Raw genomic sequence first — 18,105 nt, forward strand, 5'->3', positions numbered from 1 at the left:
ACCCGGTCTCCACAGGAGCACTTCAATGATCAGCGGCATGGACTTCGTCGATTCGGCGACACGGCTGGGTTTCAACTTCTACGTGAGCGTCCCCTGCTCGTACCTCACGCCCTTGCTCAACGGCGTGCTGAGCGATGCGAAGGTGGACCATGTCATGGCCTCCAGCGAGGGCGAGGCCGTGGGGATCGCCGCCGGCGCCTACCTGGGCGGGCGCCTGCCGGTCGTGATGATGCAGAACTCGGGGCTCGGCAATGCCGTGAACCCTCTCACATCGCTGAACCACATCTTCAAGATTCCGTCATTGCTGATCTGCAGCTGGCGCGGATCACCGGGCGTACCGGATGAGCCGCAGCACCGGCTCATGGGGGAGATCACGCACCGGCTGCTGGACACGCTCCAGATACCGCACGGCCCCTTCCCCTGGAAGCCGGAACTCATCGGCCCGGCCCTGCAGACGGCGCGCGAGGTCATTGACCGTACCCAACTGCCGTATGCGCTCGTGGTGGACCCCAATGTCCTGGAAACCGAGGAGCTCAAGGCCGTCGGTCTGGTGCGTCCCCCGTCGGCCACGCTGCGCACGCTGGGAGACCCCGCGATGGCCCTTCCCAGCCGGGAAGACGTTCTGCGAACCGTCGTCGCTACGGCACCGCCACAGGCGGGGCTCATCGCGACAACGGGCAAGACGGGCCGGGAATTGTTCTGCATTGAAGACAGCCATCGCCACCTCTACCTGGTCGGCTCCATGGGCTGCGCGAGCGCTGTCGGTCTGGGGGCCGCACTGGCCACGGATCGGCCGATCATCGTGCTCGACGGCGACGGCGCGGCCCTCATGAAGCTGGGCAATCTTTCGACCATCGGTCGCTACCGTCCCTCGTCGATGGTGCACCTCGTGATCGACAACGGGGTTCACGACAGCACCGGGGGGCAGCCGACGAACTCGGGCAACATCGATTTCTCGCAGATCGCCTCCGCGTGCGGCTACCAGGTCATCTACTCATGCAACGGCATCGACGCGGTGGCGGAGGCGCTGCGCAGCGCCCTGGACTCGGTCGGGCCGCATTTCATCCATGTACGGGTCCGGCCGGGCTCCATGCACAACCTTCCCAGGCCAACGGTTTCGCCGGAGGAGGTGGGGCGCCGTTTCTCTCGCCACCTGTTGTCGGACGCCGATGCCGAGGCCCAGGCGGTTCCCGAGCGCGCTGACCAGGTGGGTGCCTGATCGATCGGGAAACCAGTCATGACAATTGCATACGACCTGCCGTTCGAGAGGTGGGCCTCCACTGCGAAGGTGCGCGGAGAGATTCCGTCGCACCAGGCGACCGAGATGGACTGGACCCGGGGGCTTCTATTCACCCCGGAGCTCGTGCCGAGCGTGTCCCATCCCTTGGTGGCCAGGCGCGGACCGGAGGCTGCCAGGTGGCTGCTCGCCCAGGCATTGTTTTCGAATCTGGAGTTCACCCAGGTTCTCGAACATGAGGTGGTGAACCATGCCGTCTACAGCATTGCGCGTGGCAGATCGGGCTTCGATCTGCCGGGCGCCATGGTTGCCGACGCATGGAACATCCTGGTGGACGAGTCCTACCACGGCAAGATCACCGCCGACTTGTCGCGTCTGGCGGAAGCGCGCACGGGTATTCGAAACCATGCGCCAAGGGTGCCGGCGTTCTTTCTTCGGCTTCAGCGTGAAGTCGCGCGGGCCGATCCCGCGCTGCGGCCGCTGCTGCCGATCTTCTTCTGCTCGATCTCCGAGACGCTCATCACGAAGAACCTGGTCGAGGTCCCCCGGGACCCACGGGTCATTGCGCCGATCCGGCAGGTGATGAAAGATCACGCGGAGGACGAGAGCAAGCATCACCGCTTCTTCGCGAGCTTCATTGCGCAGGCCTGGCCGCAGTTGCCCGAAACCCTGAAAGCCAAGATCGGCCCGCTGCTGCCGAAGTTCATATCCATCTTCATCGATCCGGACATCGTGTTCATCCGCAGCCAGCTGCGGGAAATCGGTCTCGGCGAAGACGATGCCGATCAGGTCATCTTCGACTGCTACTCCGAAGCGAGCCTCGCGGAGTCCCGTCGCAACGGTGCGAGGTCCTCCATCAGTGCGCTGCGCAAGGCGGGCGTGGCCGACAGCGCGTACCTGCGCGATGAGATGCACCGGTACGGCCTTTCCATGGATATTCCCGAGGGGGTTGCGGCATGAGGGCGATCATCTTGGCGGCAGGCGTCGGCAGCCGCATCCGTGGGCACACGGCCAGTCCGAAGTGCTTGCTCAGGATCGATGGAAAGACCTTGCTGCAACACCAGCTCGATGCGTTGCAGGAACTGGGGGTTTCCGATGTCCATGTCATCGTCGGCTACCGCAGCAAGGAAATCATCGGTGCGCTCCCCGGGCATGTACAGCATCACGTTTATTCGCAGTATGCGGAGACGAACAACCTCTGGACCCTCGCTGCCTTCAGCGAGCTGCTGCAGGGGGACTGCCTGGTGCAGTTCGCGGACGTAAGGGTCTCGAGAGACGCACTGCGGGATCTGCTGTGCTGCTCGTCCGATGTGGCGCTTCTTGGCGACGGACGCCAGTGTCTCGAGGGCACGATGCGAATTCGGGCGCGTGGCGAGCAGCTGCTGGAGGTCGGCAGCCACATTCCGGTGTCCGAGGGGCACGGGAACTTCATCGGCCTGGCACGCTTCGGGGCAGCCGCTTCACCCAGGCTGGGAGCGCTGATCAACCGATGCGTCCAACTCGGCCAGCGGCGCCAGGACTACTACACCGCGGTGCTGCCCGAATTGTGCTCCGAGCATCGGGCGCATGTCGTCTGGCTTGGCGGCAAGTCGTGGGCTGAGGTCGATGACGTTTCCGATCTGGAACGGGCCCAGGCAATTTCATTCGATGCGTGATCGCATCAGCGTGACAGCTATTTCGCTAGGAGGCAGAGATGTGCGGCTTTGTGGGTATTTTTCATCGAGACGGTCAGTCGTTCGAAGAACGTGAGGTGCTGAACCGAATGAACCAGACCATCGTCCACCGGGGGCCCGACGATGCCGGGATGCATGTCTCCGGGCCTGTCGGTCTGGCCTTTCGCCGCCTGAGCGTCATCGACGTACCGGGTGGGCATCAACCCATGATTGATCCGGCCACCGGCGTGGCACTGGTTTTCAACGGAGAAATCTACAACTACAAGGAACTACGGCGGGAGCTCGAAGGGGCTGGGGCGGTGTTCCGCACCCGCTCGGACACGGAGGTGCTGCTGCGCAGTTTCATTCGCTGGGGCGCGCAATGCGTGGATCATCTCTCCGGCATGTTCGCGTTCGCGGCGTGGGACCCGCGCTCCGGGTCCCTGACGGTGGCGCGGGACCGGCTCGGCGTCAAGCCCTTCTACTGGACGGAGATCGGTAAGGATTTCCTGTTCGCATCGGAGGTCAAGGCGTTCTTCCAGCATCCCAGATTCCACAAGCGTGCCAGCCTGGACGGCATTTCGAGCTATCTGTCGTTTCGGCAGCCGGTCTGGGAGCAGACCTACTTCGAAGGCGTCCACAAGCTGCTCCCCGGGGAGATGATGGTGGTGACGCCGCGGCAGATGCAGCGCCGCCGCTACTGGGCGTTGCCGGTGCCCCGTCCTGACCATCGGAAAAGCGAAGCCGCCTGGATGGAAGAGCTTCATGACAAGCTCAACGCCGCCGTTCGGCGCTGCCTCGTGGCGGATGTGCCGCTGGGCGCCTACCTCAGTGGTGGCCTGGACTCGAGCATCCTCGTCGCCTTGATGGCCAGGAACATGACGACCAAGCCGCAGACGTTCTCGATCGGCTACGGGGTTCATGGCTACGACGAAGGCGAGTTCGCGGCGGAGGTGGCAGAGGCCGTTGGCGCCGAGCACACCCATCTGACGATCGACCAGCGGGAGTATGTCCAAGGCATGGCGCCCTTGATCGAACAATGCGATGCGCCACTGATGATTCCGCAGATGGTCGCGGTTCTCAAGCTGTCGAAGGAAATCCGGCGCCATGTGAAGGTCGCTTTGTGCGGCGATGGCGCAGATGAGCTGTTCGGCGGCTATGGGCGGGTGATGCGGTCGCCGTTCGACTGGAAAAAGATCCACGTCATGCGCCGGCTGCTGGGGCCTGCCGCCGGTTCTTTGCAGCGCTTCGGCCGCGATCCTTACGGCCCTGTGGCCAATCTGGGGTGCAAGAACCACCTTGAGCACTTTCTCAATGTCTATCACTGGATGCCGATCCCGGAAAAGATGGACTTGCTCACTGGCGATGCACGGGCGCAACTGAAGGGGGACCGCGCGACGCTGGCGGCTTTCGACGAGGCGTTTTCGGACACCGAGGAGTGCGATCCCCACGACAGGGTGCTGCACGCCTTTCAGAAGATCCACCTCGGCTGCGTGCTCGACAAGGTGGATACCATCGGCATGCTCGCATCGCTGGAGGGGCGCGTACCGTTCGTCGACCACGAACTGGTCGAGACCTTCATACACATGCCGCATGCGTTGAAGATGAAGTGGCGCTCTCCCATGTCACTGCTTCGCGCGCTCGGCACGTCGGCATTCAAGGCGTCCGAAGTGCTGGATCAGAACAAGTACCTGCTGCGCAAGCACGGTCAGTCGCTGCTCCCGGGGCACCTCGCGCACCGCAAGAAGATGGGGTTTCCGACGCCCCTTGATGACTGGATGAAGTCGGGGATGCTGGACGACGCGCGGGCCCTGCTGCTGGATCAGCGTTCGCGCGAACGCGGTATCTTCGACCCGAAGCGGCTGGAGCATTTCCTGGGCAACCCGCAGTCGCTGGATTACGACTTCTACGGAAAGAAGGTGTGGATGCTCATGAACCTGGAGTTGTGGTTCCGGCGGGTGGTGGACAGCCAGGTGCAGGAGCCCAGTGTCACGGCTTCCCGGCTGGAAGCCCCGGCGATGGTGGCGTAGACCATGCTGAACGAGCACAAATCATCGGGCGAGGCATCTGCGGCGGCATCTCCAGCGAAGGTTCGGCACGAGGACTGGAGGATATGCGGCGAGCGCCTGGGCGGGGAGGCACGCCTGGAGGTTCGCTTCCCGTACACCGGCGAACTCGTCGGATCGGTTCCCTTGGCAGAGCCGCATCACGTGAGGCGGGCACTGGAGCGTGCGCATGCCTTTCGCTCGGAGCTGTCCCGTTACGAGCGGCATCTGATTCTGAGCAGGACTCGTGAGCTGCTGGTCGAGCGGTCGGCACTGTTCGCTCACTCGATCGTTGCCGAGAGCGGCTTATGTATCCGCGATGCGAGGCACGAAGTCATGCGGGCAGCCGACGTGCTTTCCAGTGCGGCGGCCCAGGCGCTCGTCGATGACGGCAAGGTCTTCTCTTGCGATGTGGGGCCCCATGGGCGCAAGCGCCGGGTCTATACGCAACGCGACCCCTTGCTGGGGGTCATCGTCGCCATCACCCCGTTCAACCATCCGCTCAACCAAATTGTCCATAAGGTGGCCCCCTCCGTGGCGACTAACAACAGGATGGTGTTGAAGCCGAGCGAGAAGACCCCCCTCACCGCGTTGATGTTCGCCGATCTTCTGTACGAAGCAGGCCTGCCGGGCCCGATGCTGACCGTCATCACCGGCAAGCCCGATGTCATCGGTCCGGATTTGCTGAGGGCGCCGGAGGTGGACGTGGTCAGCTTCACGGGTGGCGTGGCCGCGGGCAAGATCGTGGCGAAGTCGGCGGTGTACAAGCGGCAGATCCTGGAGCTGGGCGGCAACGATCCCATCATCGTGATGGAGGACGCCGATCTGGAGGAGGCCGTGGAGTTGACGGTCGCCGGGGCCTACCGCAACAGTGGACAGCGGTGCACGGCAATCAAGCGGATCCTCGTTCATGAGAAGGTGTCCGATGCGTTCGTGGAGGCGCTGGTCAGCGCCACATCCGCGCTCCGTGCGGGCGACCCCTTCGACGAGGCCTCTGATCTGGGCACCGTGATCGATGTGGCAGCGGCGCAGTGCATTGAGCGACGTGTCCAGTCCGCGATACTGGATGGTGCCCGATTGCGCCATGGCCATCGGCGCGAAGGGGCGCTGTATCTACCTACGGTCCTTGATGGGGTGCGACCGGAGATGGAGCTGGTTCGCATGGAGACGTTTGGTCCCGTGGCCCCGGTGATCAAGTTCGGCAGCATTGAAGAAGCCATCCGGATATGCAACGCAACGGAGTTCGGCCTGTCATCCTCGGTATGCACGAATCGCTGGGATTACATCCAACGGTTCATCGCCGAATTGCAGGTCGGGTCCGTCAACATCCGGGAAGTGCCGGGTTACCGCCTGGAGTCCACGCCATTCGGCGGCATCAAGGACTCCGGCCTGGGATTCAAGGAAGGCGTGATCGAGGCGATGCATTCTTTCTCGAACGTCAAAACATACTCGCTCCCCTGGGAAGGGTGATGCCGGGTGCATGAGAGGAGATTTTGAGTGGTCTATACCTTGTTGATCATCACCGGGATGGTGACTGGCTTTCTGTCCGGCCTGCTCGGCGTTGGCGGGGGGTTTCTGATGGTGCCCGTGTTCATCGTCCTGCTTCCCTTGCAGTTTCCCCTGGAGATGGCAACGCTTCCGCAAGTGGCGGTTGCCACGGCGCTGGCCGCCACCGTGCCGGCGACGGCCAGCGCCGTCTATGCCCAATACAAGCGCGGCGCATTGCCCATCGCCTGGGTGAAGCGCCTTGCGCCGTCCGCGGCGATGGGTGCCGCCGTGGGGGCCGTTGCCGCCGGCCTGGTACACGGTGTGTGGGTGGCCCTGGTATTCAGCCTCTACGCCGCGTACTTCGGTCTGCGCATGCTGCGGGGCGCTGGCGCCTCTCGTGCGGCCGTGGATGCGTCCGCGTCTCCGCAGCTGATACAGCGCATTTCGCCGCGTGCCATCGGCGGGATGATCGGCATGTTCAGTGCGACAGCGGGCGTGGGCGGGGCAAGCTTGACGATCCCCTATCTGCTGGCGCAGCGTGACAGCATAGAGATGCGCAATGCCGTCGCGGCGGGGAGTGCCGTGGGTCTCTCCATCGCGCTCGTGGGTGCATTTGCTTTTGCATTGGGCCCCACCCCGGAGATCGCAGCGATGCCGGGGCTGCTTGGCCTGGTGTGCTGGACCGCCGCCATTGCGGTTGCCGTACCGGCAGCGTTCCTCGCGCCCTGGGGTGTTTCCGTCTCGCATCGCTTGCCCACCCAGCGTTTGAAGCGGGCGTTCGGACTCGTGATGCTCCTGGGCGCGGTGATCACCGTGTGGAAGGTCTTCGGTTGATGGCGGCGGCACCCTCCGCACCATCCGCCCTTGCGCGCACGATGGAGCGCCGCGCGCAGTGGGTCGGCGAGGCGAGCGAGGGCATCCTTCTGGTCGAGAGGCCGGACGGAACGACCGAACTGGTCGCGGCCATCGCCGGGGTGGTCGGTTGGCGCTCCTCTGCTCTGCGCTGCTGCGACGTCGCGGCGCGCGAAGGCCTGCTGGGGCGGCTGGCGGTTGACCCACTCACCGATGTCCTGGTGTACCGTGAGGACCTGCATTCGCGGGAGACGACCGGGATCGGGCCGGCCGTCGCGCATTTCCGCGGGCAATTGGCGTCGGTGCATCGCCTTTGCGGTCTGAGCGCCATGGAAAGCGATCGCCACCAGGACCCCGTGCATGGTCTGGTTGCGTTGCACGATCTGTTCGCACATTGCGCGCCTGCGCAGCTGAGCGTGCGGGGAACCGAGGCCGGATCGCAAGCCACACGCCTGCTCAATGGCGTGTGCTGTCTGCTCTTCGAGGTTCTGGCTTTGCGAATGCCGTGTCATCCGGAAGAGGCGGTGCTGGCGCGTCTGCGGGATGACGTGGATGTCGTGCTTCCACGCACGCCCGCCGGGCTGGTGATTCGGAACACCCTGGCGATCCTCCTGGAAACTGTCCGCACGCGGGACTGCTTGCCGGAGCCTTGCCGCCTCGTGAATCACGACGAACTCGCCTGCTACCTGTTCATGGATGCGAGCGACTGGTCATCCGAACTGGGGCGGTATCACTTCGAGAACGAGCTGGGGTACATGGCCGGATGCTTTCAGGCACTGCGGCGTCTCATGTCGCTGGGCCGGGCTCCGCTGACGGCGGACACTCTCCTCGAGATTCACGATGTCGCGATCGGCAACGCATTCAGGAGGGTTCCGACTCCCATGCAGGAGCGCTTCCAGAAAGGATACCGTTCCAGGGCCGTGTCATTTCCCCTGATCGAGGGCCGCAACCACACTGCGGCGGGCCTGGAAGAGTTTCTGGCATCGCCGGATGCCGGCACGGGCTGGATCACCATCGGGGAGCGCGAGGAGGGTGGTGGGCTGCAGCTGACGGCGAACGCCAAGCATTCGCTCGACTGTGGGTGTAAAGCGGCGGACATCCTGGCCCATTACTATCGCCAACTCGACAGAATCGATGCGGGCGCACCGGACGCCGAGGAGATGCGAGTCGCCGCAACGGTGCGTTGCTGCCAGAGCCTGGATCGCAACCATCTGTTCGTGGACGCCAATATCCGGACCATCGGGTACCTGTGCCTGAACAAGTTCCTGTGGGATCTCGGGATGGAGCCCGCGGTGCTGGAGTACCCGAAGGTTCTCGACATGTGCTCGGTGGCGCAGGTGGTCGAGGCGGTGCGTCGCGGGCAGCAGAGGTTTCGCCAACTGCAAGGGACGGGACGGCGGCCCTAGCATGGCGCAATGGATTTGTTCATTCTTTGGAGAGCTTCATGACGCAATTGAGTGCCATTCTGGAGGAGCAGCAGAAGTACTACGACGATCGCGCACCGGAGTACGACGACTGGTGGTATCGCCGGAATGCCTTCGACGAAGGCGTGGAGGCCAATGCGCGCTGGCACTCCGAGGCGGCCATCGTCGATGAGGCGCTGCAGGCGGCGGATCTGGGCGGAGACGTGCTCGAATTCGCTGGCGGTACCGGGATATGGAGCCGCAAGCTCTTGCGGACGGCCAAGACCCTGACCATTGTGGATGGCTCGCCGCAGATGCTCGCCCTCAATGCCGCTGCCGGCGATCCCCGGGTGGCACTGGTTCAGGCGGATATTTTCCAGTGGCGGGCGGACAGGGTTTTCGACGCCGTCGCGTTCGGCTTCTGGATATCGCACGTGCCGCGAAATCTGTTCGACGAGTTCCTGTCATCGGTGGCTGTCCACCTTCGCCAGGGCGGCAAGTTCTTCTTCGTGGACAACTGTCAGCGTCCCGAGGCCGTGGCGCCCCATGTGCTGGGGCTCAGCGGTGAACTCATGACGCGCAAGCTGGTGAATGGCCAGACCAGCACGATCGTGAAGAACTACTACACGAGCGAAGAAATCGCCGCCGCGTGCGCTAAAGCGGGCCTGACCGTCGAAGTCCACGAGACACCGTCGCTCTTCCAGTACGGTGTCGGAAGGCGGGGCTGATGCACGGTCCCGCCGCTGTGCACGAATGCGCCGGCTTCATTCCATGAAACGATTGACGGGACAGGACACTGGCGCGAAGCGAGTTCGATGAAGCTGCTGGTGCTCTCTGATCTGCACGCCGATCGGAGCGCGTTCCGGTGGCCAGACAACGTCGATTTCGACGTGGCCATCGTGGCGGGTGACATCCTTTCGCCGGGGAGGGAGTCGGTCGATTGGCTGCTCCAGTGCGCGGCGGCCAGCGGCCGCCCCGTGGTGTTCGTGCCGGGAAACCACGAGTACTACGGCACCGTTCTCGAACATGAACTCGAGGCCATGCGTGCGCGGGCAGCGCATGGCCCTGTCCATCTGCTCGACGGCGACGAGCTGCAAATGGCGGGCGTGCGTTTTCTGGGATGCACGCTCTGGACGGATTTTCGTCTCCGCCTCCGATCCGATGAACCGGATGCACCGCCTAGCTTGCAGGCGGCAGACCCCGCACGCGCCATGGGCGCGGCGGCGCGCACCCTCAATGAGTACCGAAGCATCCGTTGTGAGGCGCCTGGCCTTGATGAAGCACCGCTCATCCGGGCGCTGAGGCCCGCAGACACAGCCGACCGCCATCGCCGCGACCGGCAGTGGTTGCTGTCGAGGCTGCGCATGCCGTTTCGGGGGCCCACGGTGGTCGTCACCCACCATGCGCCCCATCGGGGCTCGTTGAGCGAAGACTTCGCCTCGGATTGGGTGTCCCCGGCGTTCGTCAACGAACTTCCGGACGCCTGTTTCCAAGGGGCCGCGCTCTGGGTCCACGGGCACACGCACCGCTCCTTCGACTACCGTGTCGGGCCATGCCGGGTGATCTCGAATCCACGAGGCTATGTGCGCGGCTCGGGCGAGAGCGAGAACGAGGCGTTCAATGATGCGTTGGTGATTTCGGTCTGATGCGGCGCTCGCGCAGTGCGCGAGCGCCCCTCACATCCCCGAATAGTTCGGCCCGCCCCCGCCTTCGGGCGTTACCCACACGATGTTCTGGGTCGGGTCCTTGATGTCGCAGGTCTTGCAGTGCACGCAGTTCTGCGCGTTGATCTGCAGCCGCTGCGCGTTGGCGCCCCGGGCTTCGTCGGGAACGAATTCATACACGCCCGCCGGGCAGTAGCGGGCTTCGGGCCCGGCGTATTTCGCCAGGTTGACGTTCACCGGCACGCTCGCGTCCTTGAGCGTCAGGTGCGCGGGCTGGTTCTCCGCATGGTTGGTGTTGCTGATGAACACGCTGGAGAGCCGGTCGAAGGTGAGCTTGCCGTCGGGCTTGGGATAGGCGATGGGCTTGCACTCGGCCGCGGGCTTCAGGTAGGCGTGGTCGGGCTTGTCGCGGTGCAGCGTCCAGGGGATGTTGCCCTTGAGCACGAACTGCTCGATGCCGTTCATCAGCGTGGCCGTGACCAGGCCCTTCTTGAACCACGCCTTGAAGTTGCGCGCCTTGTTGAGCTCTTCGTGCAGCCAGCTGTTCTCGAAGGCCTGCGGGTAGGCCGTGAGTTCATCGTGCTGGCGGCCGGCGCGGATCGCGTCGTAGGCGGCCTCGGCGGCCAGCATGCCGGTCTTGATGGCGGCATGGCTGCCCTTGATGCGGCTCACGTTCAGGAAGCCCGCGTCGCAGCCCACCAGCGCCCCGCCGGGGAACACGAACTTGGGCAGCGACAGCAGCCCGCCCGCCGTGATGGCGCGCGCGCCGTAGCCGATGCGCTTGGCGGGCTTGATGCCCTTGGCCTCGTCGCCTTCCAGGTAGTAGCGGATGTTGGGATGGGTCTTCCAGCGCTGGAATTCCTCGAACGGGCTCAGGTAGGGGTTGGAATAGTCCAGCCCGGTGATGAAGCCCAGCGTGACCTTGTTGTCCTCGGCATGGTAGAGGAAGGCGCCGCCGTAGGTGTCGGCATCCATGGGCCAGCCGGCGGTGTGCATCACGAAGCCGGGCTGGTGCACCTTGGGATCGACTTCCCACAGTTCCTTCACGCCGATGCCGTAGGTCTGCGGATCGCGGCCTTCGCCCAGCTTGTAGCGGGCGATGATCTGCTTGCCCAGGTGCCCGCGCGCGCCTTCGGCGAACAGGGTGTACTTGGCGTGCAGTTCCATGCCCAGCTGGAAGTCGCCCGTGGGCTCGCCGTCCTTGCCCACGCCCATGTTGCCGGTGGCCACGCCCTTGACGGAGCCGTCCTCGTTGTAGAGCACTTCGGCGGCCGGGAAGCCCGGGAAGATCTCCACGCCCAGCTCCTCCGCCTGCGCGGCGAGCCAGCGCACCACGTTGCCGAGGCTGACGATGTAGTTGCCATGGTTCTGGAAGCAGCCCGGCAGCAGGAAGTTGGGGGTGCGCCAGGACGACTTCTCGCCCAGGAAGATCATGGCGTCTTCCGTCACCGGCTGCTTCAGGGGCGCGCCGCGCTCCTTCCAGTCGGGGATCAGCTCGGTGAGCGCGCGCGGGTCCATGATGGCGCCCGAGAGGATGTGCGCGCCGGGCTCGGAGCCCTTTTCGAGCACCACCACCGACACGTCCTGCCCGTTCGTGGCGGCCATCTGCTTGAGCCGGATGGCCGCGGAAAGCCCGGCGGGGCCGCCGCCGACCACGACCACGTCGTATTCCATGGCCTCTCGCGGACCGTATTGGGCAAGGATTTCGTCTTTCGTCATGGGTTGTCTCGTCTCGGCATTTGATAATCGAACGATGTCGCGTCCAGGGCGTGGGGCCCCGCGCGGGCGCTGTGCGGCCCATTGTATGCACCCGGGGCGCAACAATCGAACGATCGTTCTTTTTTCTTTCTTCCGGAGGCTGTTTCCATGGCATACACCATCGATTTGTCGGGCCGCGTGGCCCTGGTGACGGGCGCTTCGAGCGGCCTGGGCGAACAGTTCGCCCGCACCCTGGCGCGCGCGGGGGCCGGCGTTGTGCTGGCCAGCCGGCGCATGGAAAAGCTCAAGGCCCTGCGCGCGCGCATCGAAGGGGAGGGCGGCGATGCCCACGTGGTGGAACTGGACGTGACCGACCACGATTCCATCAAGGCCGCGGTGGCCCATGCGGAGACCGAGATGGGCTCGATCGACATCCTCGTGAACAACTCGGGCGTCTCCACCACCCAGCGCATCCAGGACGTCACGCCGGACGACTTCGATTTCGTCTTCGACACCAACGTGCGCGGCGCCTTCTTCGTTGCGCAGGAAGTCGGCAAGCGCATGCTGGCGCGCTCGCGCGGCGCCGCGCCGGGCAGCTTCACGGGCGGGCGCATCATCAACATCGCCTCCATGGCCGGCCTCAAGGTGCTGCCGCAGATCGGCGCCTACAGCATGAGCAAGGCGGCCGTGGTGCACATGACCCGCGCCATGGCGCTGGAATGGGGACGCTTCGGCATCAACGTGAACGCGATCTGCCCGGGCTACATCGATACGGAGATCAACCACCACCACTGGCAGACCGAGCAGGGCCGCAAGCTCGTGGACATGCTGCCGCGCAAGCGCGTGGGCGAACCGCGCGACCTGGACGCGCTCATCGTCATGCTGGCCAGCGACCAGAGCCATTTCGTGAACGGGGCGGTGATCGCGGCCGACGACGGTTTCGGCGCCTGATGCTGGCCGGCATCCTCGCGGGGCTCGCCGCAGGCGCGCTCTGGGGGCTGGTCTTCATCGCGCCACGCCTTGCGTCGGGCTTCGCGTCCGTGGACCTCACGGCCGGCCGGTTCGTCGCCTACGGCGCGGTGGCGGCGGGCATGGTGCTCTGGGGCATGGTGCGCCGGCGGGCCGGCCAGCCGCGGCGCCTGCCCACCCTGCGGCAGGCCGGCGCCGCGCTGTGGCTGAGCGTTCTCGGATTCACGGGCTACTACCTGCTGCTGGTGCTGGCGATCCGCGATGCCGGCGCGCCACTGCCGGCCCTCATCATCGGCACGATCCCCGTCTGGGTCATGGTGCTCGGCAAGCCGCACGGCCTGCGCTGGGGCGCGCTGGCCCCGGGGCTGCTGCTCACCATCGCGGGCATCGTGCTAATGGCCTGGACCCCGCATGGCACCGGCACCACGCAGGGCGCTGCCGCCTCGCCCACCTTCTGGCGCGGCATCGGCATCGCCCTGGTGGCGCTGGTGTTCTGGACCGCCTTCGCGATCCTCAATGCGCGCTGGCTGCAGCGGCATCCGGAGGTCGGCGCGACGGACTGGGCGAACTGGCTGGGCCTGGCCACCGGCCTGGGCGGCGTGCTGCTCTGGCTCGTGGCGGGCAGCCCGCTTTCCGCCATCGCGGCGCAGCCCGGCATCGGCACCTTCGCGGTCGTGTGCGCGGCCATCGGCTTCGGATCGAGCTGGCTGGCCACCATCCTCTGGAACGTGGCGAGCCAGCGGCTGCCCGCCAGCCTGTGCGGCCAGCTGATCGTGAGCGAGACGCTGTTCGCCCTCGTGTACTCCTTCGCGCTCGAAGGCCACTGGCCCGCGCCCCTGCAATGGGCCGCCTGCGCGCTTTTCACGCTGGGCATCCTGGCATCCATCAACGCCCATCGGTGAGCGGGTGCAGAGCGTAACCAGTTGCTTGGCGGTGCAAGCGGGAATTGCAGATTCCATTTTTGTGCTATTAAAAATATAGCTAAAAAAGCTATGAAATAAAGAGTTATCCGCCGATGGAGTCAAAGGTTGCAAATTCCACCCATCGGAAAATTTGATGGGCGCCATAGTCCCGGCCCTCTTGCTGCCGAGCTATCCGCCCCCCGATGATTCGCTCCGTTTTCTACCAACCACGGAGTGGAGTCGTCCCATGAAATTCCAGAGACTTGTGACCGCAGCCGTCGTGCTGCATGCGGCCTTGGCGCCGGCCGCGTTCGCGCAATCGGTGCTCACGCGCGACAACGGAGCGCCGGTCGGCGACAACCAGAACTCGCAGACGGCGGGCCCGAACGGCCCCAGCCTGCTGCAGGACGTGCAGCTCATCCAGAAGCTGCAGCGCTTCGACCGCGAGCGCATCCCCGAGCGCGTGGTGCACGCGCGGGGCACGGGCGTGAAGGGTGAATTCACCGCATCCGAAGACATCTCCGCGCTGACGAAGGCCAGGCTCTTCCGCCCCGGCGAGCGCACCCCCGTGTTCGTGCGCTTCTCGTCCGTGGTGCATGGCAACCATTCGCCCGAGACGCTGCGCGACCCGCGCGGCTTCGCCACCAAGTTCTATACGTCCGAAGGCAACTGGGACCTGGTGGGCAACAACTTCCCCACCTTCTTCATCCGCGACGCGATCAAGTTCCCCGACATGGTCCATGCGTTCAAGCCCGATCCGCGCAGCAACCTGGACGACGATTCCCGCCGCTTCGACTTCTTCTCGCACGTGCCCGAGGCCACGCGCACGCTCACGCTGCTCTACTCGAACGAGGGCACGCCCGCGGGCTACCGCTTCATGGACGGCAACAGCGTGCATGCCTACAAGTTCGTGAACGCCCAGGGCCAGGTGCACTACGTCAAGTTCCACTGGAAAAGCCTGCAGGGCCTGAAGAACCTCGATCCGAAACAGGTCGAGCAGGTCCAGGGCAAGGACTACAGCCACATGACGAACGATCTGGTGAATGCCATCCGCCAGGGCGACTTTCCCAAGTGGGACCTGTACATCCAGGTGCTCAAGCCCGAAGACCTGGGCAAGTTCGATTTCGATCCGCTGGACGCCACCAAGATCTGGCCCGGCATTCCCGAGCGCAAGATCGGCCAGATGGTCCTGAACAAGAACGTGGACAACTTCTTCCAGGAGACCGAGCAGGTGGCGATGGCGCCGGCCAACATCGTGCCCGGCATCGAACCGTCTGAAGACCGCCTGCTGCAGGGCCGCGTGTTCTCTTATGCGGATACGCAGCTCTACCGCGTCGGCACCAACGGCCTGTCCCTGCCCGTGAACCGGCCCCGCGTCGCGGTCAACAACGGCAACCAGGACGGCACCCTGAACACCGGCCATACCACCAGCGGCGTGAACTACGAGCCCAGCCGCCTGGAGCCGCGCCCGCAGGACCCCACCGCGCGCTACAGCCAGCTGCCGCTCACGGGCACGACCCAGCAGGCGAAGATCGCGAAGGAGCAGAACTTCAAGCAGGCCGGTGACCTGTACCGCAGCTACGGCAAGAAGGAGCAGCAGGACCTGATCCAGAGCTTCGGCGAATCCCTCGCGGGCGCTGATGCGGAGAGCAAGCACATCATCCTGTCGTTCCTCTACAAGGCCGATCCCGAATACGGCACGGGCGTGGCCCGCGTGGCCAGGGGCGACCTGGCCCGCGTGAAGCAGCTCGCCGCCGCGCTGCAGGACTGATACCGCGGCGTTGCACGAAGCCGGCCGCGCCCCACGCTGGTGGCGGCCGGCACCTTGCGAAGGAGGATTCCATGCGCAGCCTTTGCCTTCCGGCCTGGTGCCTGGCCGCGGGCCTTGCGGCCTGTGCCCCGGCCCTGGCGGCCCCGGCCGCCCCCGAAGCTCCGCCGCCCCGGGCAGCGGCCCCTGCCGCTGGCGATGCAAGCCAGGATCCCGCCCGGCTGCAGGCGCAGTTGCGGCAGTATCTTTTCGACGCCGCACGCCAGGGGCGCACGGACATGGTGGGCGAGTTCGTGGCTGCGGGCTACGACCTGAACGTGCGCGACGAGAAGGGGTACACGCCGCTCATCCTCGCCGCCTACCACGGCCACCGCGAGGTGGTCGAGCAATTGCTGAAGGCCGGTGCCGATCCCTGCGTGCAGGACAAGCGCGGCAACACCGCCCTGATGGGCGCCATCTTCAAGGGCGAACTCGCGATCGCCCGCCGCCTCGTGGAGACGGCCTGCGCGCCGGACCAGCGCAACAACGCGGGCCAGACAGCTGCGATGTACGCGGCGCTCTTCCAGCGCACCGAACTGCTGCGGGACCTCGCCGCGAAGGGTGCGGACCTCGGCGCGCGGGATGCCCGGGGGAATGGCGTCGCCGAGTTGCAGCGCGGCGAGTTCGCCGCCACGCGCTGAGCCTCTCAGGCGGCCCGGGCGGCGGGGCCCACGGTGCGCAGCCGGTCGGCATTCGCCGCGAGCCAGCTTTGCGCCAGTTCGGCGGCCCCGGGCGCGGCATGCTCCCGGTCGGGGTGGAAGTCCCGGCGCAGGTAGCGCAGCAGCGCCGGCAGGCTCCGCCAGGCGACGCCGTCGCGGCCCCAGAACATCCCCACCGCGCTCGCCCACGTACCCGGGCGCCACAGGCTGCCGTCGCTGCGCAGGTTGATGGCGGTCTGGCGCACCGAGTCCACCATGAACACCATGCCGACATAGAGGTACCAGCGCACCCGCCAGTCGTGGCGGCCGCCGAGGGCCTCGTAGAGCGCGAAAGCCACGGCACGGTGCTCGGTTTCCTCCGCCGCGTGCCAGCGCCAGATGGTCTGCATCTGCGGATCGGCACCTTCCAGCCAGCGCGGATAGCGCAGCGTACCATCCGCCAGCAGGGCGGTGAAATGTTCATAGGCGCAGGTGATGGCCAGCGCGTGCATCGGATTACTGGTGCGCTCGTGCAGGCGGGCGATGCGCGCCCGCGCACGGTGCTGCCACTGGTTGTCCAGCCCCTGGCGCTCCAGTTCGGCGTTGTAGAGACCGTGGATGTGGCGGTGCGTGGCCTCCTGGCCGACGAAGCCGCGCACCAATACCCGCAGGGCGTCGTGGTCGGGCCGGCCGGCTTCGAGCCGCTCGGCGGCGGCGCGCACCGAGTCGATGAAGAACTGTTCGCCCACCGGGAAGCTCATCGACAGCGCATTGAAGAACTGGGAGCGGAAGGCGTCCCCGCCGTGCCAGCGGCGCGGAAAGCCCTGCGCCAGGTCCACGGCGAGCTTGCGCACCGGCAGCACGGCGGTGGTCTGGAGTCCGGGGCGGGCAGATGCGGAGGTATGCATGGTCGATCCTTTCGGAAAAAAACGCGCGGCCCGTGATCGCGGCCGGGGCCACGGCCGCGGTTGCGGCATCGCGCATTTCTGAGCATTATTCAGTTTTCAACCGCGCGTGCTACTCGCCTAGCGCTCACATTTCTCCCCATGGCCACGAAACGAACGTCCCCCTCCACAAGCCCCGTGGGCATGCGGCGCCAGCCCACCCAGGAGCGCGCGCGGCAGACCATCGAGGCCATTTTCGGAGCCACTGCTCAGATTGTGGAAAACGATGGCGACACCGCCCTGACCACCAATCGCATTGCCCAGGTGGCAGGGGTGTCCATCGGCACGCTCTACCAGTACTTCCCGTCCCGGGAGGCCGTGCTGCTGGCGATGGTGGAGCGCGAGCGCGAACGGGTGCAGCGCGAGCTGCAGCAGATGCTGGACGACGCGCTGGCCCGGCAGCGGCCCGTGCGCGAGGTGCTGCAGGACATGGTGCGACTGCTGGTGTCGGCCTTCGGCACGGGCGGGCAGTCGCGCGTGCGGCGCGCCATGGTGCGCCTGGGCTGGCGCGTGGACCAGCACGACCGCTTCACCGCCGCGCTGCGCGAGGGCGCGGAGCGCAACGCCATGGCGCTGGCGCGGCTGGTGGAGGCGGGTGATGCATCGGTGCGGCCGCCCACGCCGGCCATGATGTTCGTGGCCACCCGCGCGGTGATGGGCGCGATCCGCAGCGCATCGCTGGAGAATTCGCCGCTGCTCGGCCAGCCGGCCTTCGAGGACGAACTGGTGCGCATGCTCTGGGGGCTGCTGCGCGCGGATGGCGTGTGACCGGGCCCGCGGGCGGGCACTCCGAGCGGGGAGCGCCG

The 18,105-nt window shown here is 65.8% G+C and carries 16 protein-coding genes; 14 read left to right on the forward strand and 2 right to left on the reverse strand.

Annotation, left to right across the window (positions count from 1 at the left end; all coding sequences use genetic code 11):
• Positions 1–25 precede the first annotated feature (25 nt).
• The 9 genes from aepY (at position 26) to ACAV_RS10525 (ending at position 10,323) form a co-directional block, all read left to right on the forward strand.
• On the forward strand, positions 26–1,219 hold the full coding sequence (gene aepY / locus ACAV_RS10485) for a phosphonopyruvate decarboxylase (protein WP_013594548.1): 1,194 nt from the start codon (positions 26–28) through the stop codon (positions 1,217–1,219).
• Positions 1,220–1,237: 18 nt separating this feature from the next.
• Complete coding sequence (locus tag ACAV_RS10490; protein WP_013594549.1) at positions 1,238–2,197, forward strand: diiron oxygenase; 960 nt, start codon at positions 1,238–1,240, stop codon at positions 2,195–2,197.
• Positions 2,194–2,892, forward strand: a complete 699-nt coding sequence (locus ACAV_RS10495; protein WP_013594550.1) for a phosphocholine cytidylyltransferase family protein — start codon at positions 2,194–2,196, stop codon at positions 2,890–2,892. Before ACAV_RS10490 ends, ACAV_RS10495 begins: the two co-directional genes overlap by 4 nt.
• A gap of 38 nt (positions 2,893–2,930) precedes the next feature.
• Positions 2,931–4,919 carry an asparagine synthase (glutamine-hydrolyzing) gene (asnB, locus tag ACAV_RS10500; protein ID WP_013594551.1) on the forward strand — a complete coding sequence of 663 codons (1,989 nt, stop codon included), beginning with the start codon at positions 2,931–2,933 and terminating at the stop codon, positions 4,917–4,919.
• A gap of 3 nt (positions 4,920–4,922) precedes the next feature.
• Positions 4,923–6,404, forward strand: a complete 1,482-nt coding sequence (gene phnY, locus ACAV_RS10505; RefSeq protein WP_013594552.1) for a phosphonoacetaldehyde dehydrogenase — start codon at positions 4,923–4,925, stop codon at positions 6,402–6,404.
• A gap of 27 nt (positions 6,405–6,431) precedes the next feature.
• On the forward strand, positions 6,432–7,256 hold the full coding sequence (locus tag ACAV_RS10510; protein ID WP_013594553.1) for a sulfite exporter TauE/SafE family protein: 825 nt from the start codon (positions 6,432–6,434) through the stop codon (positions 7,254–7,256).
• The gene (locus ACAV_RS23820; protein ID WP_157768758.1) at positions 7,256–8,680 is read left to right on the forward strand and encodes a hypothetical protein; all 1,425 of its coding nucleotides are present in this window, start codon (positions 7,256–7,258) and stop codon (positions 8,678–8,680) included. Before ACAV_RS10510 ends, ACAV_RS23820 begins: the two co-directional genes overlap by 1 nt.
• Positions 8,681–8,718: 38 nt before the next feature.
• Positions 8,719–9,405: a class I SAM-dependent methyltransferase gene (locus tag ACAV_RS10520; RefSeq protein WP_013594555.1), complete on the forward strand. Its 687-nt coding sequence runs from the start codon at positions 8,719–8,721 to the stop codon at positions 9,403–9,405.
• Between the two features lie 87 nt (positions 9,406–9,492).
• Positions 9,493–10,323, forward strand: coding sequence for a metallophosphoesterase (locus ACAV_RS10525; protein ID WP_013594556.1), 831 nt, complete (start codon positions 9,493–9,495; stop codon positions 10,321–10,323).
• Positions 10,324–10,353: 30 nt separating this feature from the next.
• On the opposite strand, the gene ACAV_RS10530 is transcribed toward ACAV_RS10525, so the two are convergent.
• Complete coding sequence (locus ACAV_RS10530; RefSeq protein ID WP_013594557.1) at positions 10,354–12,060, reverse strand: electron transfer flavoprotein-ubiquinone oxidoreductase; 1,707 nt, start codon at positions 12,058–12,060, stop codon at positions 10,354–10,356.
• 147 nt (positions 12,061–12,207) lie between these two features.
• Here ACAV_RS10530 and ACAV_RS10535 point away from each other — a divergent pair, with 147 nt between their 5' ends.
• The 4 genes from ACAV_RS10535 (at position 12,208) to ACAV_RS10550 (ending at position 16,358) form a co-directional block, all read left to right on the forward strand.
• Positions 12,208–12,990: an SDR family oxidoreductase gene (locus ACAV_RS10535; protein ID WP_013594558.1), complete on the forward strand. Its 783-nt coding sequence runs from the start codon at positions 12,208–12,210 to the stop codon at positions 12,988–12,990.
• Positions 12,990–13,910, forward strand: coding sequence for a DMT family transporter (locus ACAV_RS10540; RefSeq protein WP_013594559.1), 921 nt, complete (start codon positions 12,990–12,992; stop codon positions 13,908–13,910). Before ACAV_RS10535 ends, ACAV_RS10540 begins: the two co-directional genes overlap by 1 nt.
• 247 nt (positions 13,911–14,157) lie before the next feature.
• A complete protein-coding gene (gene katB / locus ACAV_RS10545) occupies positions 14,158–15,681 on the forward strand; it encodes a catalase KatB (protein WP_013594560.1) in 1,524 nt (507 codons plus the stop codon).
• A 71-nt stretch (positions 15,682–15,752) separates the two neighbouring features.
• Entirely contained in the window at positions 15,753–16,358 is a 606-nt protein-coding gene (locus ACAV_RS10550) for an ankyrin repeat domain-containing protein (RefSeq protein ID WP_013594561.1), read from the forward strand.
• Positions 16,359–16,363: 5 nt separating this feature from the next.
• On the opposite strand, the gene ACAV_RS10555 is transcribed toward ACAV_RS10550, so the two are convergent.
• Complete coding sequence (locus ACAV_RS10555) at positions 16,364–17,263, reverse strand: metal-dependent hydrolase (RefSeq protein WP_013594562.1); 900 nt, start codon at positions 17,261–17,263, stop codon at positions 16,364–16,366.
• A gap of 138 nt (positions 17,264–17,401) precedes the next feature.
• Between ACAV_RS10555 and ACAV_RS10560 the strand changes: the two genes are divergently transcribed.
• A complete protein-coding gene (locus ACAV_RS10560; protein ID WP_013594563.1) occupies positions 17,402–18,067 on the forward strand; it encodes a TetR/AcrR family transcriptional regulator in 666 nt (221 codons plus the stop codon).
• Positions 18,068–18,105: the final 38 nt, after the last annotated feature.

The organism is Paracidovorax avenae ATCC 19860 (assembly GCF_000176855.2).
GTDB classification, from domain to species: domain Bacteria; phylum Pseudomonadota; class Gammaproteobacteria; order Burkholderiales; family Burkholderiaceae_C; genus Paracidovorax; species Paracidovorax avenae.